Consider the following 26,095-nt stretch of genomic DNA (forward strand, 5'->3'; position numbering starts at 1 on the left):
ACGGTCGATGACGAATGCACAATCGGGGGCGGTCGGGCGCCGTACCTTCCTGATCGGTGTCGGAGCATCCGCGGCGCTGGCCTTGGCCGCGCCGAACCTGGCAGCGCCCGCGGTGGCGACGCCATCGCGCGGACCGGACCAGGACGGGATATACGACGTCGTCATTATCGGAGCCGGGATCTCGGGGCTGTCGGCCGCCAAGGCGCTGGTGGAGGCCGGCAGATCGGTGAAAGTACTCGAAGCGCGCGATCGGGCCGGCGGTCGGATTCACAACCATCCGACCGCGCGTCTCGGCATCGACACCGACGCCGGCGCCGAGTTCATCGGACCGACGCAGGACAAGATCGACGAGCTGGCGCGCGAATACGGTGTGGCACAAATGCCCACCTACAACGAAGGTTCCAGCGTGTTCTGGAACAACGGGTACCGCAGTCTGTTTCCGGCGCAGCCGGGCCTGCCCGCCGATCTCGGCGCGCTGGCCGCGCTCCCGGTGATCGCCGAGATCGAGTCCATCTGTGCGGGGTTCCCGGTTGGTGAGCCATGGCGGCATCCGCGCGCCGCGGAGTGGGATGCGATCACGTGGCGCCAGTGGGTCGAACAGCGCACCGACGTGGCGACCGCGCGCATGGTGCTCGACCTCGCGGCCTCGGCCGCGCTCTCGGTGAAGGGCGACGAATTCTCGGCGCTCTACATGCTGAACTACTTCGCTGCGGCGACCAACGAAACAACAAGTGAACCATCGTATTTCAGTCGGTTGCTCAGCACCGGTGGCGGCGCGCAGGAGCGGGTGTGCGTCGGCGGCGCGGCGCTGATTCCCCTCCGGATGGCCGCCGCGCTCGGCGACGTGATCAGCTACGGGGCACCGGTCCGCTCGATCGACCAGACCGGCGACGTCGCGGTCGTGAGTTCGGACGCGGGCAATTTCTGCGGCCGTCGGGTCGTCGTCGCCATGTCACCGGCCATCTCGCACGGCATCACCTACACCCCGGAATTACCCGAACGTGCAGCGTTGTGCGCGGGATACACGATGGGACGGATCGGGAAGTTCGCCGCCGTCTACGACCGGCCGTGGTGGCGCGAGAAGGGCTTGTCCGGTCAAGTGCTCGGCAACGGGATGCCATCGGACGTGACATTCGAAAACCACACCGAGGGCAATCACATTCTGATGGGGTTCATTTCGGCGCACGAGATGGCCCGCCTCGACGACGCGCCCGAGCAGCAGGTGGTCGACGAGTGCATCGCGGACTTCGCCAATTACTTCGGGGAGGAGGCGCGTACCTACACGGACTACTCGTTGTACCGGTGGGACCACCAGGAGTGGTCCTGGGGTGGGCCGGTGGCGACCACCGCACCCGGCGTCCTGACCGCGCACGGCCGCGCCCTTCGCGCACCTGCCGGTGCGATCCATTGGGCCGGAACCGAAACCGCCGACTACTGGACCGGATACATGGACGGCGGCGTCCGGTCGGGATACCGTGTGGCGCGTGAGATTACCGAGGTCTTGGCGTAGCGCCGAGTTCGATCGGCGCCGGTTCCTCGGTGCTAGCGCACTCACCGCCGCAGCAGCACTGCTCGGCCCCGCGATGGCGACGGCCGCGCCGATCGCCGGACTCCGGGCGGGCCGCGGACGCAGCGATGTGACCGGCGAAATCTGGGGCGCCGGAATGCTGGGATACGCAGTCCCCGAACAGATTTCGTCTGGTCTGCACCTGCGTCAATATGCGCGCGCCTTTGTCTTGGCGGACGCGACCTCCGGGGTCCGGGTTGTGCATGTGACGGTCGACGTCGGCCTGATGTTCCAATCGGTGTTCGAAGAGGTGGTGCGGCGCCTTCAGCTGCGTTACGGCAATCTCTACCATCGCGGCAATGTGCTGCTCGGCGCGACACACACTCATGCCGGCCCCGGTGGGCAGAGCGGGCATGCCATGGTCGACATCACCACGTTCGGGTTCCGGCCGGCCACCTTCGAAGCCGAGGTCACCGGTATCGTAGAGGCGATCGTGGCGGCCCACGACGACGTTTCGCCCGCGCAGGTGCTCGTGTCGCGCGGCGTGGTCGAATTCGGCGGCGGCAACCGCTCGCCGCTGGCGTTCGCGCGCAACCCCGCTGCGGACAAGGCGCAGTTCCCCGGTGGTGTCGACCCGACGACGCGGAACCTGACGATCGTCAAGGCGGGCAGCAAGGTTGGGAACATCAACTGGTTCTCCACCCACGGCACCTCGATGCCCGGCGACAATCGGCTGATCAGTTCGGACAACAAGGGGTACGCGGCGCTCGCCGCCGAAACCGAGGTCCATCCGGGAAGGATGGCCGACGGCAAGCCGTTCGTCGCCGCTTTCGCCCAGGCCACGCCCGGCGACATCAGTCCGAACCTGACCGACGGCGTGGGCGCCGACCGCTTTGCCGCGACGGCGTTGATCGGACGGCGGCAACTCGACGGCGCCGTCGCCGCGCTGGACAGCGGTACTGCGGTGGGTTCCGGAATCGACCACCGTTACCGCTACGTCGATATGCGTTCGTTCGAGGTGTCCGCCGAATTCACCGGCGATGGAACGACGCACCGGCTCACCCCCGCGATGCTCGGTGCATCCTTCGCGGCAGGCAGCACCGAGGACGGCGGTGCCGGCGACGATTTGCCGTTCAACGAGGCGGAGTACGGCGGCAACCCCGTGGTCGCGCAGCTGAACGACATCGTGGTGCCAGCCGCACTTTCGAAAGCGCAGGAGCCCAAGGACATTCTGCTGCCGATGGGTTTGATCGACGGGATGATCCAGCAGGTCCTGCCGTTCCACCTGGTTCGACTCGGCTCCTTCTACCTGTTCACCTGCCCGTTCGAGCCGACGATCAACGCCGGGCTGCGTTTGCGTCGCGCGCTCGGTGCCGTGCTCGGCGCCGCCCCCGATGTCGTTCAGGTGCAGGGCTATACGAACGCCTACGCGCACTACCTCACCACGCCGGAAGAGTACGACCGCCAGGAGTACGAGGGCGGGGCGACGGTATTCGGCCGGTGGCAGCTGCCCGCCGTGGTGCAGATCGCCACCGGGCTCGCGCGCGATCTGGTGACCGGGCGCAACTCCGAACCGGAGGGCCCCGCCCTCGACCTCACCGGTCGCATTCCGAACTCGCCGACGGGCACGCCGTTCGTCGACTTCACCCGTCCGGGTGAGACATTCGGCGGGGTCGTGGTGCAGCCGAACGCGTCCTACCCGGTCGGTGCGACGGCGTCTGCGGTATTCGTCGCAGCAAATCCGAACAATGTGCTGCGCCGCAACGACACCTATCTGCTGGTGGAACGTCGCAGTGACGGGGGCTGGGTGCAGGTTGCGACCGACGCCGTGTTCGAGACCTTCCTGCGGTTCGACAAGCAGGGGCCGTTCACCCATGCGCAGGTCGATTGGGCGATCCCGCCGAGCGCCGCGAGCGGGACCTACCGCATCCGGTACTTCGGCGATGCGCGGTCCGTCGACGGCGCCACCACCCCGTTCGTCGGCGAAAGTGTGCCCTTCACCGTGGGCTGAGTGTTAGGGCGCGAGCATAGTGACGAGCGTGTCGAGCACCTCGTCGCGGGTCGACACGCCGCGGGTGTGCCCGACCAGACGGGTGTTGCCGGCCTGGAGCATGCAATTGGCGATGAGCATCGATGCGGCGGCGGCGGGGTCGATGTCGGCTCGCACCGTGCCCGCACGTTGCATCTCGGTCAGATACGCGGCGATGAACCGGATGCCGTGTTGCGGACCGAGATTGTTCACATCCATGAATTCGTGCATGCCCGAACGCAATTCGGCATCGGACTGGGCGGCGAACATGACGACGAGCCCCTTGGTGAGGAACGCTTCGACGGCGGTTGCGAACGCGTCGAGTATCTCGCGCAGGCCGGCGTCTTCGGGAACCTTCTCGCGAAACACCGCGAGCGGTTGCATGCTGGCCTCGAACACCGCGCGCAGCAGTCCGGTCCGGTCCTTGAAATGGTAGAAAATACTTCCCTCGGAAACTCCGGCACGGTCGGCAACTGCGCGGGTGGTCATCTTCGCGATGCCTTTTTCGTCCAGCAGTTCGTAGGCCGCCGCAAGGATCTGCTCGCGGCCGCCGGTGGGAGGTCGCCCTCGCCGGGGCGTCGGTGAAGGCGTCATCGCGATCGATAATAAACTTCTCGAGTACGCACTCGATAATTAGGCCGATCGCATGCGCCTCGATTCGGTCTGACCGGTCGCCCCGCTCGATCGAATTCCCGCGTATCGACTGAACGGAACATTCATTCGATCTGATCGACTGAACGGTTCCGTTCATCCGGTGGTGCTGGGGCTGCGGAGCCGCAATGTCGCCTGCGTCACGTCTCCAGGGGCCACGGGTTTGCCCGAGATTCACCCGGGTATCACTGGCGCTGCGTCGGTCGAAGGTGGGCCGACGCAGGCAGTGCTGTCATGGGGACTGCGTTCGACGGTCTCCTGCAGACCGGCAACCCGGACCCCTCAGCTACCGAGTCGCACCGCCCGCTCGGTACGCTAGCTGCGTTTACGTGCAGAATCTTGACTATTGGAAGGAACTTCTGTGGCTCTTGTCGTTCAGAAGTACGGAGGATCGTCGGTGGCCACCGCCGAACGGATCCGGCGCGTCGCTGAGCGGATCGTAGAGACCAAGAAGCAGGGCCACGACGTCGTGGTCGTGGTCTCCGCGATGGGTGACACCACCGACGAACTAACCGACCTTGCCCAGCAGGTTTGCCCGGCGCCGCCGGCGCGCGAGATGGACATGCTGCTCACCTCCGGCGAGCGGATCTCCAATGCGCTCGTCGCGATGGCGATTCATTCGCTCGGCGCCGAGGCCCGGTCGTTCTCCGGTTCGCAGGCCGGTGTCATCACCACCAGCATTCACGGCAACGCAAAGATCATCGACGTCACGCCCGGCAGGGTGCGCAGTGCACTCGATGAGGGCTCGATCGTGCTGGTTGCCGGCTTTCAAGGCGTCAGCCAGGACAGTAAGGACATCACCACCCTTGGTCGCGGCGGGTCGGATACGACCGCAGTCGCGCTCGCCGCGGCGCTCGAAGCCGACGTGTGCGAGATCTACACCGACGTCGATGGCGTCTTCACTGCAGACCCGCGCATCGTGCCGAACGCGCAGCGCCTCGAGTCCGTGTCGTTCGAGGAGATGCTGGAACTCGCGGCCTGCGGCGCGAAGGTACTGATGCTGCGCTGCGTCGAGTACGCACGGCGCTACGGCGTGAAGGTGCACGTGCGTTCGTCGTACACCGACAAGCCCGGCACCATTGTTTTCGGATCGATGGAGGACATCCCAGTGGAAGAAGCGATCCTCACCGGAGTCGCGCACGATCGCAGCGAGGCCAAGGTCACCGTGGTCGGCTTGCCCGACACCCCCGGCTACGCCGCCCAGGTCTTTCGCGCGGTCGCCGAGGCCGAGATCAACATCGACATGGTGTTGCAGAACATTTCCAAGGTGGAGACCGGCAAGACCGACATCACCTTCACGCTGCCGCGGTCCGACGGCCCGCGCGCGGTGGAGAAGCTGTCGAAGCTGCAGGGTGAGATCGGGTTCTCGAAGGTCCTCTACGACGACCACATCGGCAAGGTCTCGCTGGTCGGCGCGGGTATGAAGAGCCACCCGGGCGTGACCGCGACCTTCTGCGAGGCGCTCGCGAAAGCCGGCATCAACATCGACCTGATCTCGACCTCGGAGATCCGGATCTCGGTGCTGATCGACGACACGGAATTGGACGACGCGGTCCGCGCGTTGCACGAGGCATTCGACCTCGGCGGTGACGAAGAAGCCGTGGTGCACGCCGGGACCGGGCGATAGGGACGAAGACATGGGCGAGCGAAGCGACGGGGGCGTGTGACAGTGGGTGTACGGGTAGGCGTGGTCGGCGCGACCGGACAGGTCGGCGCCGTGATGCGCACATTGCTGGAAGAGCGAAACTTCCCCGCCGACGAGGTGCGGTTCTTCGCATCCGCGCGCTCGGCGGGTAAGAAACTGCCGTGGCGTGGCGGCGAGATCGTCGTCGAGGACACCGAGACGGCCGATCCGACCGGGCTCGACATCGCGCTGTTCTCCGCGGGCGGCACCATGTCCAAGGTGCAAGCGCCGCGGTTCGCGGCCGCCGGTGTGACCGTCGTGGACAACTCCTCGGCATGGCGCAAGGACCCCCAGGTTCCGCTGATCGTCAGCGAGGTCAATCCCGAGCAGGCGTTCGACCTGCCCAAGGGCATCATCGCGAACCCGAACTGCACCACGATGGCCGCGATGCCGGTGCTCAAGGTGCTGCACGACGAGGCAGGCCTGCAGCGGCTGATCGTGTCGTCGTACCAGGCGGTCTCCGGGAGCGGGCTCGCCGGCGTCGAGGAGCTCGTCGGTCAGGCCCGCGCCGTGATCGGCGACGCCGAGAAGCTGGTGCACGACGGCAGCGCGGTCGACTTCCCCGCACCGAACAAGTACGTGGCGCCGATCGCGTTCAACGTGCTGCCGCTCGCCGGTTCGCTCGTCGACGACGGCAGTGGCGAGACCGACGAAGACCAGAAGCTGCGCAACGAGAGCCGCAAGATCCTCGGCCTGCCCGATCTGCTGGTCAGCGGCACCTGTGTGCGCGTCCCGGTGGTCACCGGGCATTCGCTGTCGATCAACGCCGAGTTCGCCCGGCCACTGTCGGTGGCACGCGCGCAGGAGATTCTCGCGAAGGCACCGGGCGTGAAGCTCGTCGAGGTGCCGACGCCGCTGCAGGCCGCGGGTGTCGACGAGTCGCTGGTCGGCCGGATCCGCCAGGATCCCGGTGTTCCGGACGGCCGCGGCCTCGCGCTGTTCATCTCCGGCGACAACCTGCGCAAGGGTGCGGCGCTGAACACCATCCAGATCGCCGAGGTGCTGGTCGCGGGTAAGCCCGCCGCCGCGCGCTAGAAGTTTCGCAGCGAGGGGTCGCTCCGCCGTTGTCACGGCGGGGCGGCCCCTCGCCTTTTGTGTGACGGCGGTGCATCCGGGGTATAGGCACAGAGTGCGGGCAGAGCGCCCACAGCTCTGTCGCGCCCGCATCGCCGGACCTAGCTTGATCCGGCAGGTGCGCTCAGCCCACTGCTCAAGAGGAGGCGCCCGAGATGACCGAGGTTTCCACACCGGCCACCACCAACAATGCCGGAAATCCGATCGAAAGCGACAACGAATCGCTGAGTGCGGGAATCCAGGGCCCCATCCTGCTGCACGACCACTATTTGATCGAGAAACTGGCGCAGTTCAACCGCGAGCGGGTGCCCGAGCGGATCGTGCACGCCAAGGGCGCCGGCGCCTACGGCGAACTCGTCATTACCAACCCGGATATCGCGAACTACACCAAGGCGAAACTGTTCCAACCCGGCGCCAAGACCGAGTCGCTGGTGCGCTTCTCCACCGTTGCCGGCGAGCAGGGCAGCCCCGATACCTGGCGTGACCCAAGGGGTTTCGCGATTAAGTTCTACACCGAGGACGGCAACTACGACCTCGTCGGCAACAACACTCCGGTCTTCTTCGTCCGCGACACGATCAAGTTCCCGGACTTCATTCGTTCGCAGAAGCGTTTACCGGGCAGCGGCCTGCGCGACAACAACATGCAATGGGATTTCTGGACGCTGCGGCCCGAGTCTGCGCATCAGGTGACCTGGCTGATGGGCGATCGCGGTATCCCGAAGACGTATCGGCACATGAACGGGTACGGCTCGCACACGTATCAGTGGGCCAATAGCAAGGATGAGCGGTTCTGGGTGAAGTACCACTTCAAGACCGACCAGGGCATCGACTTCCTCACCCAGGACGAGGCCGACAAGTTCGCGGGCAGTGATCCCGATCTGCACCGTGCCGACCTCTACAACGAGATCGAGAAGGGCAACTTCCCGAGCTGGACGCTGAAGGTCCAGATCATGCCGGTCGACGAGGCCGAGGGCTACCGGTTCAACCCGTTCGACCTGACCAAGGTGTGGTCGCACAAGGACTACCCGCTCATCGAGGTCGGCAAGTGGACGCTGAACCGCAATCCGCAGAACTACTTCGTCGAGATCGAGCAGGCGGCGTTCGAGCCGTCGAACATCGTGCCGGGGATCGGCTACTCGCCGGACAAGATGCTGTTGGGCCGGGTGTTCTCCTATGCGGACGCGCACCGGTACCGGATCGGCACCAACTACGCGCAGCTGCCGCCCAACGCCCCGCGCAAGACGGAGCCGCAGTCCTATTCCAAGGAAGGGGCGATGCGGTATTTCTACAACGGCCCCGAGGTGCCGGTCTACGCACCGAACTCGTTCGGTGGCCCGCATGCGGACCCGGAGCGGGCCGGAGACGGCGGGCTGTGGGACTTCGACGGCAAGGCGGTCCGCGCCGGGTACATCAAGCACGCCGAGGATGACGATTTCGGTCAGGCCGGCACGATGGTGCGCGAGGTGCTCAACGACGAACAGCGGGAACGCTTGGCCGACAACATTATCGGGCACGCGTCCAACGGCGTGACGCCGCAGGTTCTGGAACGGGTGTACCAGTACTGGAAGAACGTCGACCCGGATCTCGGCCGCAAGGTCGAGGAAGGTGTCAAGGCGAAACTCGCCGAGGCCGGCGAGGCGACCGAACCGCAGACCGGGGACAGCTCCGCACAGGGCGGCGACGAGACCTCGGCGGTCCAGGTCGGCGGACGCAGCTAACGCAGGGTTCGGCTGGGTGGCGTGCGGGTTTCAAGTCCGCAGGCCACCCCCTGCACGCTGCGCCTACAACAGCCAAAACCAGTATGCCAGGACGGCAACGACGAATCCGAGCACGCTTACCACTTTGCTCACACCTTCGAGTAGTTCCTACAACCAATAATCGTCGGAATGCGTCGAGGCGTAACGCGCAATTGGGTCACAGCTCGGGTGTCGGCCGACCGTCGTACATCGAGCGGCGCCAGATCTCGCTGAGCGTGTGGATCGCCACCTCATCGTCACGGGTCTTCACCATCGGATCCCCGCCGGCGGCGAACCAGGTCCAGCAGAACGAGTCGAGCATCGACACCATGGCCGCGGCGAACACAAGGTGGTCGAGGTCGACCTCGACACCGGTGTGCTCCACCGCGCGCACCACGGTGAGCACCCCCTTGATGCCGCGGTCGCGGCGGGTACGCCACCACTGCGCGAACTTCTCGTCGGTCATCGAGAGCTGATAGGCGCCGATCATCTCCGGCACGTACTCGCGGTAGGTCTCGAAGTAGACGCGGACCGCGGCTTCGATGTTCTTCTGCTGATCGTCGGTAGCCCGCAACCGTGCCCGGTTGAGCACATCGTCGTTGAAGTCGGCCAGTAGCGCCTCGAGCAGTTGCTGCTTGTTGTCGTAGTAGTTGTAGAACGATCCCGCCGAACGTCCTGCGGCGCGGGCGATGTCGGAGATCTTCGCGTTGAAATAGCCCTTCTCGGCGAATACCTGTCTGGCCGCTTTGTGGAAGGCGGCCTCGGTGCGACGGCCCTTCGGCGTGGCTACCACGAAGCGGGCCTTTTCGGCATCAGATCACTCCCGCTGCACGCAGTTTCGCGATCTCCTCGTTGTCCATCCGAAGCAGTTCGCCGTAGACCGCGGCGTTGTCCGCGCCTGGTTCGGGCGGTCCCGCGTTGCGGATGCGCCCCGGTGTCCCGGTCAGCTGCGGCACGATGCCCGGTCCGAGTACATTGCGCCCGATGCGGATGTCGAAATGCTCGGCGATCATGCCGCGCTCGAGCAGCTGCGGATCGGTGACCACCTCGGCCACCGTGTTCACCGGGCCGACCACAACACCTGCGGCGCTGAGTTTCTCGGTGAGATCGGTCGCGTCGAAGGTGGCCGACCACCGCCCGATGAGGGCATCGAGTTCGTCCTGGTTGCGCCCGCGCGCGCCGTGGTCGGCGAACCGTGGATCCTGCGCGAGTTCGGGCCGGTCCATCGCCGCGCAGAGTCGCGCGAACACGGTGTCCTGATTGGCCGCGATGATGACGTGACTACCGTCGGCGGTCGGATAGAGGTTCGAGGGTGCGATGCCGTCGAGCCTGGTGCCGGACGGGCCGCGCACCACGCCGCCGACGTCGTAATCGGGAATCGTAGATTCCTGAACGGCCACACAGGATTCCAGCAGCGAGGTATCGACGACCTGGCCTTCGCCGGTGACGCTGCGCCGGTACAGCGCGGCGAGCGCGCCGTGGGCGGCGAACATTCCGGCCAGGGTGTCGCCGAGCGAGAGCGCCAGTCGTGGCGGCAACTGGCCGGGGTAGCCATTCAGATAGCGCAGTCCAGAGGCCGCTTCCGCGACGGAGGCGTAGCCTGCCTTGTTCGCATCCGGTCCGGTCTGCCCGTAGCCGGACACCCGGACCAGAATGATGCCCTTGTTGCGGCCGCGCAGCGTCTCGTAGCCCAGATCCCAGCGCTCCAGCGTGCACGGCCGGAAATTCTCGACGATGATGTCGGCGCGCTCGACGAGTTCGAGAAACACCTCGCGGCCGCGCGGATCGCGCAGGTCGAGGGTAATGCCGCGTTTGTTGCGCGCGTGCACCGTCCAGAAGAAGTGGTGCCCGTCGAGTTCGGCCTGGCCCCAGGTGCGGATCGGGTCGGGACGATCCGGCGGCTCGATCTTGATGACATCGGCGCCCATGTCGCCGAGCAGGCGCGCGCCGTACGGCCCGGCGATCAGGGTGCCGAGTTCGATCACAGTGACGCCGTCGAGCGCGCCGGTGGGCTGGGCGGGCTCGGACTGAAACGATTCCACCGCTTCGCCCCCTCGGGAAATTGGAGATCTGGATCACACCTGAATCTGATGTTAGATTCGCAACGAGGTCGGTGGCAACTTGGCCGACAAGGGGACGGATGTGAGCAATCGGATCGACCGGGCAAGTGCTGGAGTAAGGAGACCACCAATGTTCGAATGGTCCGAGGAAGACCTGATGATTCGCGATGCGCTGCGCGGGTTCATCGACAAGGAAGTGCGCCCGCATATCGACGAACTCGAATCCGGGAAGCTGCCGCCCTACGACATCGCGCGAAAACTGTTCAGCACCTTCGGCGTCGACGCGATGGCGCGTGAGGCGCTGGAGAAGGAGCTCGCGGCCGAGGCGGCCGGGGAGAAGAAGTCCGGCGGTGGCGGCAGTATGGGCGACACCACCTTCCTGTTGCTCAACACCGAACTCGCCGGCGTGAGCCTGGGCATCATCGCCTCGATCGGCGTGAGCATGGGCCTGACCGCATCGACGATTCGCTCGCGCGGCACGCTCGCGCAGAAGAAGCGCTGGCTGCCCGAACTCGTCACGATGGAGAAGGTCGGCTCCTGGGCGATTACCGAACCGGATTCCGGCTCCGACGCGCTCGGCGGAATGAAGACGACCGTGCGTCGCGACGGCGAGGACTACATCCTCAACGGCAACAAGACCTTCATCACCAACGGGCCCTACGCCGACACCATCGTCGTCTTCGCCAAGCTCGACGAGGGTGACCCGAACGTGGACCGGCGCAACCGCAAGGTCCTGACGTTCGTGCTCGACAAGGGCATGGAGGGTCTGACCCAGGGCCCGCCGTTCAAGAAGATGGGCATGATGTCCTCGCCGACCGGGGAACTGTTCTTCGACAACGTGCGCGTCACCAAGGACCGCCTGCTCGGCGAGACCGAAGACCTCGGCGACGACGCACGCGGCAGCGAGGGCGCCAAGGCCGGGTTCACCGCCGAACGGGTCGGCATCGCGGCGCTCTCGCTCGGCATCATCAACGAATGCCTGCGCCTGTCCGTCGACTACGCCAAGCAGCGCACCTTGTGGGGCAAGAACATCGGGCAGTTCCAGCTCATCCAGCTCAAGCTCGCCGAGATGGAGATCGCCCGAATCAACGTGCAGAACATGATCTTCTCCGCCGTCGAGCGCGGCAAGGCAGGCAAGCCGATGAGCCTTGCCGAGGCGTCGGCGATGAAGCTGTACTCGTCCAAGGCCGCCACCGACGTCGCCATGGAGGCCGTGCAACTGTTCGGCGGTAACGGCTATATGGCCGAATACCGCGTCGAACAGCTGGCGCGCGATGCGAAGTCGCTGATGATCTATGCGGGCAGCAACGAAATCCAGGTCACGCACGTGGCCAAGGGTCTGCTGGCCGGGTAGTCGATCGATCGCTCAGGGGCGGGCGAGGCCGAGGTGCTCGCGCAGCGTCGTGCCGGTGTAGTCGGTTCGGTACACGCCCGCCTCCTGCAACAGCGGCACCACCTCGTCGGCGAACCGGTCGAGCCCGCCCGGGGTGATGTGCGGGACGAGGATGAACCCGTCCGAGGCATCGGACTGCACGAAGTGGTTGATCGTCTCCGCGATCGTCTTGGCCGAACCGATGAACGCCTGCCGACCGGTCACCTCGATGACGACCTCACGGGTGGTGAGGTTCTTCGCGGCCGCGAGATCGCGCCACTCGCGGGCGATCTCGCGTGGATCCCGGTGCAGCCGCACGCTCGCCCGTCCCTTGGCGACCGTGTTCTCCCCGGGCAGGGGATCGATCTCGGGAAGCGGACCATCCGGATCATGGTCGGCGAGATCGCGATTCCACAACTGCTCGACGAACTTGATCGCGGTCTGCCCGCTCACCTGCTGTAGCCGCACCTCGTGCGCGAGTTCGGCGGCCTCGGCGTCGGTGTCGCCGAGCACGAACGTCGCGGCGGGCAGGATCAGCAGCGCCTCGGGTCGTCGGTCGTACGCGGCGAGCCGGCCCTTCACGTCGGCATAGAACTCCTGCCCGTCGGTGAAGGTGGAGTGCCGGGAGAAGATGGCATCGGCCTTGGCGGCGGCGAATTCCCGGCCCTCCTCGGAGTCGCCGGCCTGGAAGATCACCGGTCGCCCCTGCGGGGTGCGCGGCACGTTGAACTGGCCGGCGATATCGAACTGATCGTCGCGGTGCGCGAAGGTGCCCACGTCGGGACGGGCGAGGAATTGTCCCGACTCCTTGTCGGCGACGATATCGTCGTCGCGCCACGAGTCCCACAATTCGGTGGCGACGTCGAGGAATTGCTTGGCGCGTGCGTAGCGCTGATCCTTGGGCAGGTAGCCGCCGCGGCGGAAGTTCTCGCCGGTGAACTCGTCCCACGAGGTGACCACGTTCCAGGCGGCGCGACCCTCGGTGAGATGGTCGAGCGTTGCGAATTGCCTTGCCACCTCCAGTGGTTCGTTGAACGTCGAGTTGATGGTGCCGGTCAGGCCGAGTCGCTCGGTGACCGCGCCGAGCGCCGCGAGGATGGTGAAGGTGTCCGGTCGGCCGACCACGTCGAGGTCGTAGATGAGCCCGTTCTGCTCGCGCAGCCGCAGCCCCTCGGCGAGGAACAGGAAATCGAACTTCGCTCGCTCCGCGGTCTGCGCGAAGTGCACGAACGAGTCGAACTCGATATGGCTGCCCGCGGCCGGATCGCTCCACACGGTGGTGTTGTTGACGCCGGGGAAGTGCGCGGCCAGGTGCACCTGCTTGGTCATGCGATGGCGTCCTTTCGGTCGAGTTCGTACCGGTTGCGCGGGCGGGGGAGGCCGAGACGATCGCGGAGCGTCGACTCCCGATATTCGGTTCGGAACAGGTTGCGGCGCTGCAGCTCCGGTACCAGGCCACGGGTGATCGAGAGGAGATCGTCGGGGAGTGCCGCGGGGCGCAGCCGGACCCCGGTGATCCCGGGCGTGGCGGTCAGTTCCGCGATCCGGTCGGCCAGATCTGCTGGTGTGCCGACGAAAATCTCGGCATCGCTGGTGTATTCGCTGCCCGTGCGGTCGTCCAGCCTGGCCTTGCGGGCCTGCGCCGCCGCGGTGGTGTCGCCGAGGAACACCACGAGATCGACGAACACGTGCACGGTGTCGTTGTCGCGCTCGGCCGCGTGTCGCGCCGCCTCGATGGTCTCGACGATGGTCGCGGCGTCCGCGGTGTCGCGCGGCGTGACGAAGCCGATATCCAGCGATCCGCCGATGAAGCGATACGGAATCCGCTGATGACCCAGAGCGGCGATGAGTGGCTGCCCCTGCGGCGGGCGCGGGGTGATGGAGGGGCCGCGCACCGAGAAGTGCGCGCCCTCGAAATCGATGTAGTGCAGCTTTTCCCGATCGACGAACCGGCCCGTCGCGACATCACGGATCTCCGCGTCGTCCGCCCAGCTGTCCCATAGTCGGCGCAGCACCTCGGCATAATCAGCCGCTTCACCGAACAGGTCCGCGACCAGGGCCTGCGCCGCGGTGTCGGTCGGATCGGTGACCGCCAGGTCGGGAAAGGTGCGTCGGCCGAACAGTGCGGCCTCGTGCGGCCGGGCAGAGACCTGCAGTCGTACCCCGGCGCGGCCCTTGCTGACGTAGTCGAGGGTGGCGATTGCCTTGGACAGGTGGAACGGCTCGGTATGCGTCACGACCGCGGTCGGGATGATGCCGATATGCGAGGTGGTCGGGGCGACCCGGGATGCGACCAGGACGGCATCGGGGCGTCCGCTCACCCGGTCGGTGCGGGCCGTCGGTGCGCCACGTTTGGCCGGCCGGATACCGAAGGTGTCCTCGATGGTGACGAAGTCGAGCAGGCCACGCTCCGCCTCGCCCACCAGGTCTGCCCAGTACCGGGCGGAGAACACCTCGGTGGGGCGCGCCGAGTCCTCGCGCCAGGCGGCCGGGTGCCAGCCGGCGCCGTCGAGGGCTACCGCAACGTGGATTCCGGATCCGGTCGTATTCGGCGTCGGGTCGGACGTCGTCATTACACCTCCGCGAGCTGTCGGGTCTGCGAACTGTGAACTTGGCCCCGCCCGTGATAATTCCGGTTCGGCGTATTCCAATCAGGTTGAATTCAACGGTCGCGGCACGGGCCGATGACGGGCTAAATGGGGTCGGAACTATGCCCGAGAGGAGCTCCCTTGTCCGCACCGCCGATTCCACTGTCGGTTCTCGATCTGGCGCCGATCAGCGCGGGGTCGGACGCCGCCACCGCCATCCGCAACAGCGTCGAGCTCGCACGGCACAGCGAAGCGTTGGGGTACAAGCGTTTCTGGCTCGCCGAACACCATTTCGTCGCGGTCGCCAGCTCCGCCACCGTCACGTTGATCGGCCTGATCGCGGCGGCCACCGAGCACATCCGGGTCGGTTCGGCGGCGGTCCAGATCGGCCAGCACACCGCGTCGTCGGTCGTGGAGGCATTCGGCACCATCGACGCGCTGTACCCGGGGCGGCTCGACCTCGGCCTCGGGCGCTCGGCCCAGCGGCGCGGCGAGGCGCTCGCCGCGCGGAGCGGCGGCGCCCTATCGACTGCCGCGCGGAGCGGCGGCGCCATATCGACTGCCGCGCGGAGCGGCGGCGCACCCCGCAGGCCACCGGCACCGGAGCGGGTGGTCGACGGGCTGCTGATTCCCGAACCGTTTCCCCTGGAGAAACTGCTCGCCTCGCCGCGCCTGGCCGCGTTCCACACCGCCGTGCAGTTCCCCGGGGCGAACCCGCCGGACTTCGCGGACGCGGTTGATGACGTGCTGGCGCTGCTCGGCGGGCGGTTCACCGCCGACGATGTCGAGCTGACGGCGGTACCGGGTGCGGCGGCGCAGGTGCAGGTGTGGATCTTCGGCAGCAGCAAGGGGCAGAGCGCGCAGGTCGCGGGCGCCAACGGGTTGCCGTTCGTGGCGAACTACCACGTCAGCCCGAGCACGGTGCTCGAGGCGGTCGAGGCCTATCGGTCCTCTTTCCGGCCCTCGTCAATTCTGGCCGAGCCCTATGTGGTGGTGTCGGCGGACGTCGTGGTCGCCGACGACGACGCCACCGCGAAACATCTCGCCTCGACCTACGGGCATTGGGTGCACAGCATCCGCAGCGGTGCCGGGGCCGCGCCATACCTGGACCCGGCGTCCGCTCCGCCGCTCACCGCGGAGCAGTACGCGCTGGTGGCCGACCGGGTCCGCACCCAATTCGTGGGCGCACCCGACACCGTGGCCGGGGGGCTGTCCACGTTGGCTCGCGTGACCGGCGCGGACGAACTCGTCGTCACCAGCGTCACCCACGATTTCGAGGACCGGAAGCGTTCGCATGAGCTGCTCGCCCGGCAGTGGGAGTTGCGCGGGCGGGACGCCGGATGAAGTTCCTGCTCATATCGCTCATCACGCACCAGCCCGATCCGGTTACCGGAGAAAGGATTTCCGCTGCCGAGCGCCTGCACCGGGTGGTCGCCGCCGCACGGCTCGGGGAAGAGCTCGGCTACGACGGATTCGCGGTCGGCGAGCGGCACGAGGATCCGTTCATCTCCTCGTCGCCGCCGGTCGTGCTCAGCCATATCGCAGCGCTCACCTCGCGGATCCAGCTCTTCACCGCGGTGACAACACTCAGCCTGCTCGACCCCGTGCGTGCCGTCGAGGACTACGCAACGTTGGACAACCTCTCCGGCGGCCGGCTCGAACTGATCATCGGCAAGGGCAACGGCGCTGCACAGGCGAAGCTCTTCCACGTCACCCCGGAAGATCAGTGGGACCGCAACAGGGAAGGCTACGAACTGTTCCGCCGGCTCTGGCGCAACGAGTCCGTCACCTGGACCGGGCGCTTCCGGCCGTCGCTGACCGACGCCAAGGTGCTGCCGCGGCCGCTGCAACCCGAGATCCGGATCTGGCACGGCAGCGCGACGAGTAGGGCTTCGGTGGAACTCGCTGCGCACTACGGGGATCCGGTGTTCTCCGCCAACGTGACGTACCCGATCGAGCCGTACGGCGAGCTGATCGACCATTATCGGCACGCCTGGGTCGAAGGCGGCAGAGATCCTGCCGACGCGGTGGTTGGCGCAGGGACGGCGGGCTTCTACGTGGCGCCGACCTCGCAGCAGGCAGTGACGGCGTACGAGCCGATCTTCGCCGCGCGACTCGCGCATGCGCGGCTCGCGGGTCTACCGGTCGTCTTCGACAGCATCGCCGACTTCGTCGAGCGAAGCTCGGCCCTTGTCGGCAGCCCGGAGCAAGTGATCGACAAGGTCGGTCGGTACCACGACCGGCTCGGACACGAGGTCATCCACCTGTCCGCGGACAGCGACGGGCTGACACCGGGTGCCCATCGCAGCAGCCTCGAACTATTCCAGTCCGACGTCGCCCCGGTGCTTCGCGCCCGTATCTCGAGCCGTCCGCTCGGTCCGCCGCTGTTGTCGCGCTCGCTTGCCTGATTGCTCCACATCGACGTCCGGGTACACGGTAGGGGTAGCGGACACCGTGGACACATATCGGATAATGGGCGGATGCGTTCGCGACGAAAGGTGCTCGATGCAACACTCGAGCTGATCGCGGCCGGTGGATTTGCAGAGGTCAATATCGCGGCGGTCGCGCACGCCGCCGGTGTGTCGCGGCAGACCGTCTACTCGATCTTCGGCTCTCGCGAGGAACTCGTCTCGCAGGCCATGGCGGGCCTGGCCGCGGACCATCTGGAGACCATACGGGGCAGGCTCGAGCACGCCGAGACACCCACCGAGTACGTCGTGGAGCTCATCGTGGCCAGCCGCTCGGTCAGCCGGTCGGATCCGGTGTTGAGTACGCTGCTGCACGCCGAGCAGGGCAACCCGCTGTTCGACACCGGCATGCTCGCGCGAGCAAAGGCGGTCAACCGTGAGATGCTCACGCCACTCCTCGAGCGGTATCCGAGTATCGAGCCGCGGCTCGACGACATCGCGGATATGGCGGTGCGGCTCGGAGTGACGGTGCTGTTGTTCGACGACGACGCGACCGCCGACGACGACGATCTGCGCGCGTTCCTGACCAGATGGCTCGGGCCTGCGATGCCCAACTGTTCCTGAGCAGGACCTGCGTTCGAAGATCTTGACACCAGACGTTGTTACTGTCTAGTTTTCTTTCGAGCCTGGGGAGCGAGTTCGGGCGTCGGCGTCCGGATCGCGAGCGGCTGAGCCATTGCGGCCGTTGGCAAATCGAGCAAACGCGACATCTCGCCGGGTTCGGTCATGTCTGCGAAACGGGGAGTGCTGCATTGTCAACGATCAAACGTCGTTCGTTTCTCGCCGGCGGTGCCGCGGCGCTGGCCGGTGTGGGTGCCGGAGCGCTGATGGGATCGGGAACGGCCCAGGCGCGCACGGGAATTGCGGCGCGGGTTGGCAAGGTCCCGGTGACCCGGGAGGAACATCGCGTCATCGTGGTCGGCTCCGGTTTCGGCGGCGGTGTCGCCGCACTGCGGCTCACGCAGGCCGGTGTGCCCGTGCTGATGCTCGAACGTGGCCGGCGCTGGGCGACCGGGCCGAATGCCGACACCTTCCCCAGCGCTGCGGCACCGGACAAGCGCGCGCTCTGGTACAAGTCCGCGCAGCAGTTGTTCGGCAGACCGGCGGTGTTCGAGCCGTATACCGGCTTGTTCGAGGCGGTGCTCGGTGAGAACATGACCGCCATGTGCGCCGCCGGGCTCGGTGGTGGATCGCTTGTCTACCAAGGAATGTCGCTGCAGCCGTCGGAGGCGGTGTTCAACGCGCACTTCCCCGACGAGCTCGACTGGGCGCGGATGAACCGGGTGCACTACCCCCGGGTGTCGAAAATGCTGCAACTGGCCGTGGCACCCGACGAATTGATCGCGAGTCCGAACTATCGGGCGCCGCGGGTCTTTGCCGAGCATGTCGAGCGGGCCGGGTTGCCGCTGTCCAAGATCCCGATGCCGATCGACTGGAACTACGCCCTCGCCGAAGTACGCGGCGAGATGAAACCGTCCTACACCAACGGTGACGGTGCGATCGGCGTCAACAACGGTGGCAAGCACTCGGTGGATGTCACCTACATCGCCGCTGCCGAGGCCACCGGTCTGCTTCGGGTCGAAACCCTGCACCAGGTAACCGATGTCGAGCGTGCGAAGGACGGCCGCTGGACGGTGTACGTCGAACGCATCGACACCGCCGGCAACGTGCTGGAGAACAAGATCCTCACCACCGACTCGCTCGTGATGGCGGCGGGCAGCCTGCACACCACGCGGCTGCTGGTGAATGCGGCGGCGAAGGGGCAGATCCCGGACCTGCCGAACGGGCTAGGACAGGGCTGGGGCACCAATGCCGACCGGATCTACATCTGGATGAACCTGGCCGACGACTTCGGCGTCGAGCAGGGCGGCCCGGTCGTGTACGGCAGTCTCAACTGGGCCGATCCAGCGACGGCGCATACGCTGATCCAGGCGTCGATCCCGTCGATGTCGGTCGACGCCCGCAGCACCATGATGGTCGGCTACGGCGTGAGCGACAGCCGGGGCACGTTCGTGTACGACCCGGCGAAAGGCGATGCGACGCTGCGCTGGCCGAAAGATGGCGATAATGCAGTGCAAAACGCGCATATCGCGCCGACCGCACACAAGATCGCCGGTCCGGCGAGTGTGCTCATCGACACCAACGAAGTGCTCAACTCCACCTGGCATCCGCTCGGCGGCGCGTGCATGGGCACCGTCTGCGACCTGGACGGGCGGGTACATGGACAGCGCGGGCTCTACGTCCTCGACGGTGCTTTGTTGCCCGGCAACGCCGCCGCGTGCAATCCGTCGATGACGATCGCGGCGGTCGCCGAACGCGCGCTCGACAACATCGTGGCGCGCGACGTCGGTTCGATCATCTAGCGAGCGTGCCGGCCGGTGTGCTTGCGGCGCAACATGCCTCGATCGCATCGGCCGCCGAACGCCAGCGAAGATCCAAGTCACGCAAGGTGTCGCGATCGTCGGTTGGCGTCGCCGCGGTCAGCAGCTCGGCGGCCTCCCGGCCGAAGCCGGTGCTGATCGGCGCCACCGCGCCGATCGCGTCCGCCGCGCGACCAATCATACGGAAGGCAAACGGCGACAACGGGATACGGCGGATCCGTGACCCACGCCCACGTTCGAGCGCATCGATCATCGCGTCGAAGGCGAGCAGTTCGCCGCCGCACAGGTACCGTCGCCCGCCGTGCCCGGGTCCGGCGCCGATGATCGCGGCATGGACGTCGGCGACATCGCGTACGTCGATCATCTGCATACCGCCGCGCACTCGTGGGGCCCAGCCGAGCGACAGGATGGCCGACCAGCCGTGCTCGGTCACGCCGGGTGCGGTGTGGAACGCCGGGCCGACGACGCTGCTCGGATAGGTGACCACGATGGGCGCGCCATCGGCCTGCAGGCGTCGGGCGGTTCGCTCGGCGTGGGCCTTGGTGCGCGCGTAGGCGCTTCGACCGTCGGCGGTGGGCGAGTCCGGGGTGATGACCGGGTCCGGCGACGGAAACAGCGCGGCATAGCTGCTGATCAGGACGATCGGGTCGAGCCCGGATTCGACGGCCATGGTCAGCGCGCGGTCGCTGGCGTGGGCGTTGATCGCCCACATCGCCGCGGCGCGGCGATTGTCGGTGCCCACAATGCCGGCACCGTGGATCAGGGCATCGCAGCCGGCGATCAGGTGGCGCACGACCGCCTCGCTGCGCACGTCGCCGACGAGCGTCGTGATGGCGCCCAGTGGTGCGAACGCCGCGAGCAAGGCATCGGCCCGTTCGTTCGGTGCGGCGAGTAGCCGGACCTCGTGTCCCTCGGCGAGTAGGCGCCGCACGATATGCGCACCCACGTACCCCGTCCCGCCGGTTACCGCTACGCGCATCCGATGCTCCTCGTTCCATGCCGTCCGTCCGTAGACAATATCGTGCCACGGAGTATCGAAAAGCGTGGGGAGTGGGGCTAGGTCATCCGTTGGCGAGCCACCTGTGCGGCTCCGTTGCCGGTGATGAGCCAGAGGGTGGCGATTTGGGCGATGAAATCGTCCAGGGACAGGTCGACGTCGCCGTTGACGTAGGTCAGGATGGCGTCCGCTGTGCCGCCGACGATGAATGCCGGCGCAACTTTTGCGAGCGGATCGGTTTCCAGTTCGACGCCATGCACGGTGCGTCCGTGGTCGATCAGGACTTCGGTCAAGCGGTGCATGACCGTGATTCTGTGGTCGTGCAAGTCGGGCGACGCCGCGACGCCGCCCAGCAGGACACGTGCGCGGCGAGGATCGTCGACCAAAGCGCGGACTGCGGCGGCAACGCCGGCGAACGCTTGCACTTCCACCGATTCCTGCGCTGCTGCGTCGGCCGCTCGCACCGTTGCGGAGCGGACGTTTTCGGCAATGTCGTCGACGACGGTGGCGGATAGCGCGTCGAGGTCCGTGAAACTCTCGTAGAAGTACCGCTTGTTCAGGCTGGCAGCGGCGCAAAGCTTTTCGACCGTCGCGCTTCGCCATTCATTTCGCGCCATCGCATCCATTGCCGCGTCGAGCAGGCGATCTCGCCGATGCCTGCGACGAGTGTCCGCGGATTGCCCCCGGTAGGCGCGCTGCGTGGCCTCGGGCATTGCCTGATTGTCGCACTCGCCGACCGCGCCATCGCTGGCGACCGTTGACATCACCCGGGCAGTCTGGCACGGTCTTGTACCAGATAAGTGGCACGATCTTGTACCAGATTGATCCACTGGGAGGGCATATGACGATGGCCGCCGACACCGCAGGCATCCAACACACAGCACCGGTTGCGAGCAATACGTCGGTATTGACCGACCTCCGCACGCTGTCGCTTACCTCGCCCGTGCTGGCACGCCGCCAGGGTTGGGACTACTTGCGCGAACTGGGCGGCGCGGGACGGCGCGACCAACTCGCCGCGCTGTTCGAACGGGGTCGCGCGCCCGAAGGACCGCATGGCGCAATGGAGGGGTCGATAGTCGGAGACCTCTTCGGTGTCCCCGAGGCGTATCTGGCCAACCCACTATTGAAGATCGATCCGACCTGGCGCGGAAAGACGTTCGACACCGATACCGGGTTCAATCGCCTCGCTCCCGTGGCGAAGTACGCGATGCGCGTCATCGCGCCGCGCTACGGCGGACTGCGGCGCGTCGGGTCCGAGATGGTGGGCTTCGCGTTCGATCACAGCATCGACACCGCCGCTGTTGCCCCGTACATCAAGGCGCGAGCACTGGACTACAGCCCGGCCGAGTACGGCAATCCCGGTATTCGGACCTTCCCGATCAAACGGACCCGCGACGAACTGGTGGAGCTGCTTACCGGCCTCTACCTCGGGCGTGCGTTGCTGACGATGCACAGCGGAGAGATTCGGGTCATCGCCTACTTCGCCCTGCGGGAGTTCGCCGACGAAAGCAGCGGTCGATGATCGACCTCGAGGGTGCGGTGGTGTGCGTGACGGGCGGCGCACGCGGTATCGGTCGGGCAACTGCCGTGGCTCTCGCGGCGAAAGGGGCAACGGTCTGGATCGGCGATCTGGACGCCGACGAAGCCGCGCGTACAGCGCGCGTAATCGGGGTAAAGGCAATGTCTTTGGACGTGACTGACGCCGCGAGCGTGGCGGAGTTTCACCGTGCGGCCTCGATCGATGGGCCGGTGGCGATGCTGGTCAACAATGCCGGCATCCAGCACATGGGACCGTTCGCCGAGCAGAAGATCTCCGCGTATCACCGAGAAGTCGCGGTCAATCTGGTGGGTGTCATCAACGGCATGCACGAGTTTCTGCCCGACATGCTCGCCCGCGACCACGGCCACATCGTGAACGTCGCGTCGATGGCGGCGAAGGTGACCACGCCGGGCATGTCGGTGTACTGCGCGACGAAGTATGCGGTAGCGGCACTTTCGCGAGCCGTCCGAGCAGAAATCGCCGACACCGAGGTCAGCATCACTACGATCATGCCGACTGCCGTGCATACCGAATTGACGGCGGGGGTCGCGCTCGACCTACTGCCCACGCGGCGACCCGAGCAGATCGGCGCCGTGATCGCCGATAGCGCACGACGATCCGAACGAGAGGTCACCGTACCGAGGTGGCTGTTGCCGTTCGGCATGCTGGAGGAGGTGACACCGGAACCCTTGATGCAGCGCGTCAAACGCCTCGCGATGCGGAATCAACCGGCGGGCCACTACGACGAAGACCGGCGCCGCGACTACCTGGATCGGATCGGCGGATGACCGCTCTGCTCACGTCGGCTGCGAACCGGCACCGTCTGCTGTCGGCCGGTGCGGCGATCACGTCGCGGTTTCCGACCAGCGATCGGCCGCTCGCTGCGCCGCCCGCCGGATCGAATCTCCAACCGGTGATGGGCAATTATGGATTCCCATTTCTCGGCCATGTCCTGAGTTCGTTTGCCGAGCCGCTGGACTTCGCCCGATGGCGGTACGAACAGTACGGGCCGGTGTCCTGGGCCGGCGGCGTCGGTTACCGCATCGTCACCCTGATGGGCCCCGAGGCGTTGGCGACGGCGTGGATCAACAGGGACAAAGTCTTCTCCAGCACGCGGGGCTGGGCACCGGTCATCGGACCGTTCTTCCACCGCGGAATCATGCTGCTGGACTTCGACGAACACCGCGACCACCGCCGCATCATGCAGCAAGCCTTCACTCGCCGCGCGTTGGACGGTTACCTCGAACTGATGCGACCGAGCATCGATCGGACACTGGGCAATTGGCGATCGGCGAAACAATTTCCCTTCTACCCGTCCATCAAGCAGCTGCTGTTGGAGCAGGCCGCGGAGGTGTTTGTCGGTACCCGCCTCGGACCAGAATCCGATCAACTCTCGGCAGATTTTCACGACACCGTGCGAGGTGGCCAGGCGCTGCTACGCGCCGACGTGCCCGGAGGCACCTGGGCCAGAGGCCTACGCGCGCGAGGTCGACTCGAACGCTACTTTTCCAATCAAGTTCCCGCCCGCCGCCGTGGCGAGGGCACCGACCTGTTCTCGATGCTGTGCCGCAGCCGAGACGACGACGGAGCGAGTTTCACCCACGCCGACATCGTCAACCACATGATCTTTCTGTTGATGGCCGCGCACGACACCACGGCGATCGCCCTGTCCATGCTCGCCTACGAGCTGGGCCGAAACCAGCAGTGGCAGGGCGCACTTCGCGACGAAGCAATCGGCCGGCCCAACGACGCGCCCACCATCGCCGACTTGGCTGCGTTTCCGCTGCTCGACGCCGCGTTCAAGGAGATCCTCCGGATGTACGCGCCGGCGGGCACACTGTTCCGTCAAACCGTCTGCGACACCGACATACTCGGACACTTCGTCCCCCGCAAGACCCAAGTGGCCATCAACGTCTACGCCTCGATGAGGCTCGCCGACTGGTGGCCCGATCCGGATACCTTCGACCCGGCTCGCTTCATCGATAGCTCCGAATCACACGCCGCAGTCAGCCGCTACGTCTTCGCACCATTCGGTGGGGGCGCGCACAAGTGCATCGGTCAGCAGTTCGCCGACATGACGGTCAAGACCACCATGCACCAGCTACTGCGACGCTTCGAATGGAGCGTGGCCGACGACTACCGGCTGCCATTGACCTGGGGTACCGGCCCGACCCCGGCCGACAATCTTCCCCTCGAGTTGCGCGCCGGCGGATGGAATTAGCTCGGGAGTCTGACAGACGAGGAAGCCCTGGCCCGGATTTCTCCGGACCAGGGCTTCTACTGCTTCTCAACCAAAGCGTCGGGGTGGCGGGATTCGAACCCACGACCTCTTCGTCCCGAACGAAGCGCGCTACCAAGCTGCGCCACACCCCGTGTGCGACCTGAGGTAGCTTAGCCTACGCCGGTCGCAGTCAATAAATCGGGTGGTCGGGCGTGGTTTCCGCTGCCGGGATGACGGGGGATTCGGCGACGCGGAACGGCTTCGGCGGATCCGCGTGCCTGCCCTCAGACAGTGCGCTGCACGACGATGTCCGACTCGGCTCGGCCATCCTCGGTGGCGTCCTGGGTCGCGCGCGGCGGCGCAGGCACCAGCGTCAGCAGGGTCGCCTCCGGTCGGCAGCAGAACCGGGCCGGCGCCCACGGCGAGGTGCCGATCCCTGCCGAGACGTGAAGTTTGGTGTGCGCGCCCCAGTTCGACGGGCCTTTGACCCGGGACCGGTCGAGCCCGCAGTTCGTGACCAGGGCGCCGAAGAGCGGCAGGCAGAGCTGTCCGCCGTGCGTATGGCCGGCCATGACCAGGTCGTACCCGTCCTCGGCGAACCGGTCGAGCACCCTCGGCTCCGGCGAGTGGGTCAACCCGAGCCGCAGCTGTGCGTTGCGGTTCGGCGTGCCCGCGATCGTGTCGTACCGGTCGCGCTGCAGGTGCGGATCGTCGACACCGGCCGCGGCAATGCGGACCCCGGCGACCTCGAGCTCGCGTCGCACATGGGTGGTGTCGAGCCAGCCACGTTCGGTGAACGCGGCGCGCAAGTCCCGCCACGGCAGCGGTTCGCCGTGCACCCGCTTGTGGTTGGTCTTGAAGTACTTCAGCGGGTTCTTGGCGACCGGCCCGAAGTAGTCGTTGCTGCCGAAGACGAACAGACCCGGCCGGGAGAGCAGCGGGCCGAGCGACTGCACTACCGCGGGCACCGCACGCGGATGCGAGAGGTTGTCCCCGGTGTTGATCACCAGGTCGGGATCGAGATCGTCGAGTTCGCGCAACCAGTGCTGTTTGAGCCGCTGGGCGGGTGTCATGTGCAGGTCGCTGATGTGCAGCACCCGCAACGTCCCCGTGCCCGGCGCAAGGACGGGCATCGTCGCCTCGCGCAGCGTGAAGGCGTTGCGTTCGATCAGGGTCGCGTAACCGATGCCGAGCGCAGCGGCTCCGGCGGCGCCCGTCACGGCCCGCGCAATGTTGTTCGAGTAGGCCGGCATCGCTCCAGGATATGTGACGTGCCGCAAGAGCACGCAGCTGCTCCTGCGGGGCGTAGTTTGACGTCCATGGCCGAACTCAAGAACCGACTGCGTTCCGACCTGACCGCCGCGATGAAGGACAAGGACGCGTTGCGCCTGTCCACGCTCCGGATGTTGCTCGCTGCCATCCAGACCGAGGAGGTCGCGGGCAGCGCTGCCAAGGAGCTCACCGACGACGAGGTCCTCAAGATTCTCGCCAAGGAATCGAAGAAGCGTGGCGAGGCGGCGGAGGTCTACACCGAGAACGGCCGCGGCGAGCTGGCCGCGAAGGAGCACGCGGAGGCGCAGGTGATCGACGAATACCTGCCGACGCCGATAACCGACGCCGAACTCGCCGACCTGGTCGACACTGCGATCGCCCAGGTCGCCGAGGAGATCGGCGAACGGCCGAGCATGCGCCAGATGGGTCAGGTCATGAAGCACGCCAGCGCGATGGCGGGCGGAAAGGCCGACGGCTCCCGGATCTCGGCCGCCGTCAAGCTGCGCCTATAGGTC

22 protein-coding genes and 1 tRNA gene are annotated in these 26,095 nt (G+C 66.5%); 14 read left to right on the top strand and 9 right to left on the bottom strand.

The genetic code is table 11. The features are described 5' to 3' along the window. The first annotated feature begins 7 nt into the window (after positions 1-7). Entirely contained in the window at positions 8-1,510 is a 1,503-nt protein-coding gene (locus tag OG921_RS08065) for an FAD-dependent oxidoreductase (protein ID WP_266111859.1), read from the top strand. Continuing rightward, positions 1,485-3,518, top strand: a complete 2,034-nt coding sequence (locus OG921_RS08070) for a neutral/alkaline non-lysosomal ceramidase N-terminal domain-containing protein (protein WP_266111860.1) — start codon at positions 1,485-1,487, stop codon at positions 3,516-3,518. The genes OG921_RS08065 and OG921_RS08070 overlap by 26 nt, the downstream gene beginning before the upstream one ends. Before the next feature lie 3 nt (positions 3,519-3,521). On the opposite strand, the gene OG921_RS08075 is transcribed toward OG921_RS08070, so the two are convergent. Next, positions 3,522-4,130: a TetR/AcrR family transcriptional regulator gene (locus tag OG921_RS08075; protein WP_266111861.1), complete on the bottom strand. Its 609-nt coding sequence runs from the start codon at positions 4,128-4,130 to the stop codon at positions 3,522-3,524. 418 nt (positions 4,131-4,548) lie between these two features. Here OG921_RS08075 and OG921_RS08080 point away from each other — a divergent pair, with 418 nt between their 5' ends. From OG921_RS08080 to OG921_RS08090, 3 genes are all read left to right on the top strand, one after another. After that, positions 4,549-5,814 carry an aspartate kinase gene (locus tag OG921_RS08080; RefSeq protein WP_266111862.1) on the top strand — a complete coding sequence of 422 codons (1,266 nt, stop codon included), beginning with the start codon at positions 4,549-4,551 and terminating at the stop codon, positions 5,812-5,814. Between the two features lie 42 nt (positions 5,815-5,856). Then, entirely contained in the window at positions 5,857-6,906 is a 1,050-nt protein-coding gene (locus OG921_RS08085; protein WP_266111863.1) for an aspartate-semialdehyde dehydrogenase, read from the top strand. Positions 6,907-7,100: 194 nt separating this feature from the next. Further along, on the top strand, positions 7,101-8,663 hold the full coding sequence (locus OG921_RS08090; RefSeq protein WP_266111864.1) for a catalase: 1,563 nt from the start codon (positions 7,101-7,103) through the stop codon (positions 8,661-8,663). 196 nt (positions 8,664-8,859) lie between these two features. On the opposite strand, the gene OG921_RS08095 is transcribed toward OG921_RS08090, so the two are convergent. Together OG921_RS08095 and OG921_RS08100 are read right to left on the bottom strand one after the other, a co-directional pair. Then, complete coding sequence (locus OG921_RS08095; protein ID WP_266111865.1) at positions 8,860-9,474, bottom strand: TetR/AcrR family transcriptional regulator; 615 nt, start codon at positions 9,472-9,474, stop codon at positions 8,860-8,862. 19 nt (positions 9,475-9,493) lie between these two features. After that, entirely contained in the window at positions 9,494-10,723 is a 1,230-nt protein-coding gene (locus tag OG921_RS08100; RefSeq protein WP_266111866.1) for a CaiB/BaiF CoA-transferase family protein, read from the bottom strand. Positions 10,724-10,871: 148 nt separating this feature from the next. On the opposite strand from OG921_RS08100, the gene OG921_RS08105 reads away from it, so the two are divergent. After that, positions 10,872-12,095, top strand: a complete 1,224-nt coding sequence (locus OG921_RS08105; protein WP_266111867.1) for an acyl-CoA dehydrogenase family protein — start codon at positions 10,872-10,874, stop codon at positions 12,093-12,095. A 12-nt stretch (positions 12,096-12,107) separates the two neighbouring features. Here the strand turns inward: OG921_RS08105 and OG921_RS08110 are convergent, their stop codons facing one another. Continuing rightward, on the bottom strand, positions 12,108-13,442 hold the full coding sequence (locus OG921_RS08110; RefSeq protein WP_266111868.1) for an NtaA/DmoA family FMN-dependent monooxygenase: 1,335 nt from the start codon (positions 13,440-13,442) through the stop codon (positions 12,108-12,110). Continuing rightward, complete coding sequence (locus OG921_RS08115; protein WP_266111869.1) at positions 13,439-14,686, bottom strand: LLM class flavin-dependent oxidoreductase; 1,248 nt, start codon at positions 14,684-14,686, stop codon at positions 13,439-13,441. Before OG921_RS08115 ends, OG921_RS08110 begins: the two co-directional genes overlap by 4 nt. A gap of 156 nt (positions 14,687-14,842) precedes the next feature. On the opposite strand from OG921_RS08115, the gene OG921_RS08120 reads away from it, so the two are divergent. The 4 genes from OG921_RS08120 (at position 14,843) to OG921_RS08135 (ending at position 19,532) form a co-directional block, all read left to right on the top strand. After that, positions 14,843-16,045, top strand: coding sequence for an LLM class flavin-dependent oxidoreductase (locus tag OG921_RS08120; RefSeq protein ID WP_266111870.1), 1,203 nt, complete (start codon positions 14,843-14,845; stop codon positions 16,043-16,045). Beyond that, a complete protein-coding gene (locus tag OG921_RS08125; protein WP_266111871.1) occupies positions 16,042-17,109 on the top strand; it encodes an LLM class flavin-dependent oxidoreductase in 1,068 nt (355 codons plus the stop codon). The genes OG921_RS08120 and OG921_RS08125 overlap by 4 nt, the downstream gene beginning before the upstream one ends. Positions 17,110-17,181: 72 nt before the next feature. Then, complete coding sequence (locus tag OG921_RS08130; protein WP_266111872.1) at positions 17,182-17,733, top strand: TetR/AcrR family transcriptional regulator; 552 nt, start codon at positions 17,182-17,184, stop codon at positions 17,731-17,733. A 188-nt stretch (positions 17,734-17,921) separates the two neighbouring features. Further along, complete coding sequence (locus OG921_RS08135; protein ID WP_266111873.1) at positions 17,922-19,532, top strand: GMC oxidoreductase; 1,611 nt, start codon at positions 17,922-17,924, stop codon at positions 19,530-19,532. On the opposite strand, the gene OG921_RS08140 is transcribed toward OG921_RS08135, so the two are convergent. Further along, positions 19,525-20,529: an NAD(P)-dependent oxidoreductase gene (locus OG921_RS08140; protein ID WP_266111874.1), complete on the bottom strand. Its 1,005-nt coding sequence runs from the start codon at positions 20,527-20,529 to the stop codon at positions 19,525-19,527. The two genes, OG921_RS08135 and OG921_RS08140, sit on opposite strands and share 8 nt — an antisense overlap. A 77-nt stretch (positions 20,530-20,606) precedes the next feature. Further along, complete coding sequence (locus OG921_RS08145) at positions 20,607-21,260, bottom strand: TetR/AcrR family transcriptional regulator (protein ID WP_266112279.1); 654 nt, start codon at positions 21,258-21,260, stop codon at positions 20,607-20,609. 128 nt (positions 21,261-21,388) lie between these two features. Here OG921_RS08145 and OG921_RS08150 point away from each other — a divergent pair, with 128 nt between their 5' ends. Genes OG921_RS08150 through OG921_RS08160 form a run of 3 tightly spaced genes read left to right on the top strand, consistent with a single transcriptional unit; the run spans position 21,389 to position 24,308 of the window. Then, positions 21,389-22,069 carry a hypothetical protein gene (locus OG921_RS08150; protein WP_266111875.1) on the top strand — a complete coding sequence of 227 codons (681 nt, stop codon included), beginning with the start codon at positions 21,389-21,391 and terminating at the stop codon, positions 22,067-22,069. Then, complete coding sequence (locus tag OG921_RS08155; protein WP_266111876.1) at positions 22,066-22,875, top strand: SDR family NAD(P)-dependent oxidoreductase; 810 nt, start codon at positions 22,066-22,068, stop codon at positions 22,873-22,875. Before OG921_RS08150 ends, OG921_RS08155 begins: the two co-directional genes overlap by 4 nt. Next, positions 22,872-24,308, top strand: a complete 1,437-nt coding sequence (locus OG921_RS08160) for a cytochrome P450 (protein ID WP_266111877.1) — start codon at positions 22,872-22,874, stop codon at positions 24,306-24,308. The genes OG921_RS08155 and OG921_RS08160 overlap by 4 nt, the downstream gene beginning before the upstream one ends. Before the next feature lie 78 nt (positions 24,309-24,386). On the opposite strand, the gene OG921_RS08165 is transcribed toward OG921_RS08160, so the two are convergent. Together OG921_RS08165 and OG921_RS08170 are read right to left on the bottom strand one after the other, a co-directional pair. After that, a tRNA-Pro gene (locus tag OG921_RS08165) sits at positions 24,387-24,460 on the bottom strand. 132 nt (positions 24,461-24,592) lie between these two features. Further along, positions 24,593-25,561: a metallophosphoesterase gene (locus OG921_RS08170; protein WP_266111878.1), complete on the bottom strand. Its 969-nt coding sequence runs from the start codon at positions 25,559-25,561 to the stop codon at positions 24,593-24,595. Positions 25,562-25,627: 66 nt separating this feature from the next. On the opposite strand from OG921_RS08170, the gene OG921_RS08175 reads away from it, so the two are divergent. Then, complete coding sequence (locus tag OG921_RS08175; RefSeq protein ID WP_266111879.1) at positions 25,628-26,092, top strand: GatB/YqeY domain-containing protein; 465 nt, start codon at positions 25,628-25,630, stop codon at positions 26,090-26,092. The last annotated feature ends 3 nt before the right edge of the window (positions 26,093-26,095 follow it).

It is taken from the genome of Aldersonia sp. NBC_00410 (assembly GCF_026342035.1).
Lineage (GTDB): Bacteria > Actinomycetota > Actinomycetes > Mycobacteriales > Mycobacteriaceae > Aldersonia.

Coding starts and splice junctions, on each gene's coding strand:
- OG921_RS08065 (WP_266111859.1), top strand. CDS start 8: ATGACGAATGCACAATCGGGGGCGGTCGGGCGCCGTACCTTCCTGATC.
- OG921_RS08075 (WP_266111861.1), bottom strand. CDS start 4,130: ATGACGCCTTCACCGACGCCCCGGCGAGGGCGACCTCCCACCGGCGGC.
- OG921_RS08090 (WP_266111864.1), top strand. CDS start 7,101: ATGACCGAGGTTTCCACACCGGCCACCACCAACAATGCCGGAAATCCG.
- OG921_RS08105 (WP_266111867.1), top strand. CDS start 10,872: ATGTTCGAATGGTCCGAGGAAGACCTGATGATTCGCGATGCGCTGCGC.
- OG921_RS08110 (WP_266111868.1), bottom strand. CDS start 13,442: ATGACCAAGCAGGTGCACCTGGCCGCGCACTTCCCCGGCGTCAACAAC.
- OG921_RS08115 (WP_266111869.1), bottom strand. CDS start 14,686: ATGACGACGTCCGACCCGACGCCGAATACGACCGGATCCGGAATCCAC.
- OG921_RS08125 (WP_266111871.1), top strand. CDS start 16,042: ATGAAGTTCCTGCTCATATCGCTCATCACGCACCAGCCCGATCCGGTT.
- OG921_RS08130 (WP_266111872.1), top strand. CDS start 17,182: ATGCGTTCGCGACGAAAGGTGCTCGATGCAACACTCGAGCTGATCGCG.
- OG921_RS08140 (WP_266111874.1), bottom strand. CDS start 20,529: ATGCGCGTAGCGGTAACCGGCGGGACGGGGTACGTGGGTGCGCATATC.
- OG921_RS08145 (WP_266112279.1), bottom strand. CDS start 21,260: ATGCCCGAGGCCACGCAGCGCGCCTACCGGGGGCAATCCGCGGACACT.
- OG921_RS08150 (WP_266111875.1), top strand. CDS start 21,389: ATGACGATGGCCGCCGACACCGCAGGCATCCAACACACAGCACCGGTT.
- OG921_RS08155 (WP_266111876.1), top strand. CDS start 22,066: ATGATCGACCTCGAGGGTGCGGTGGTGTGCGTGACGGGCGGCGCACGC.
- OG921_RS08160 (WP_266111877.1), top strand. CDS start 22,872: ATGACCGCTCTGCTCACGTCGGCTGCGAACCGGCACCGTCTGCTGTCG.
- OG921_RS08170 (WP_266111878.1), bottom strand. CDS start 25,561: ATGCCGGCCTACTCGAACAACATTGCGCGGGCCGTGACGGGCGCCGCC.
- OG921_RS08175 (WP_266111879.1), top strand. CDS start 25,628: ATGGCCGAACTCAAGAACCGACTGCGTTCCGACCTGACCGCCGCGATG.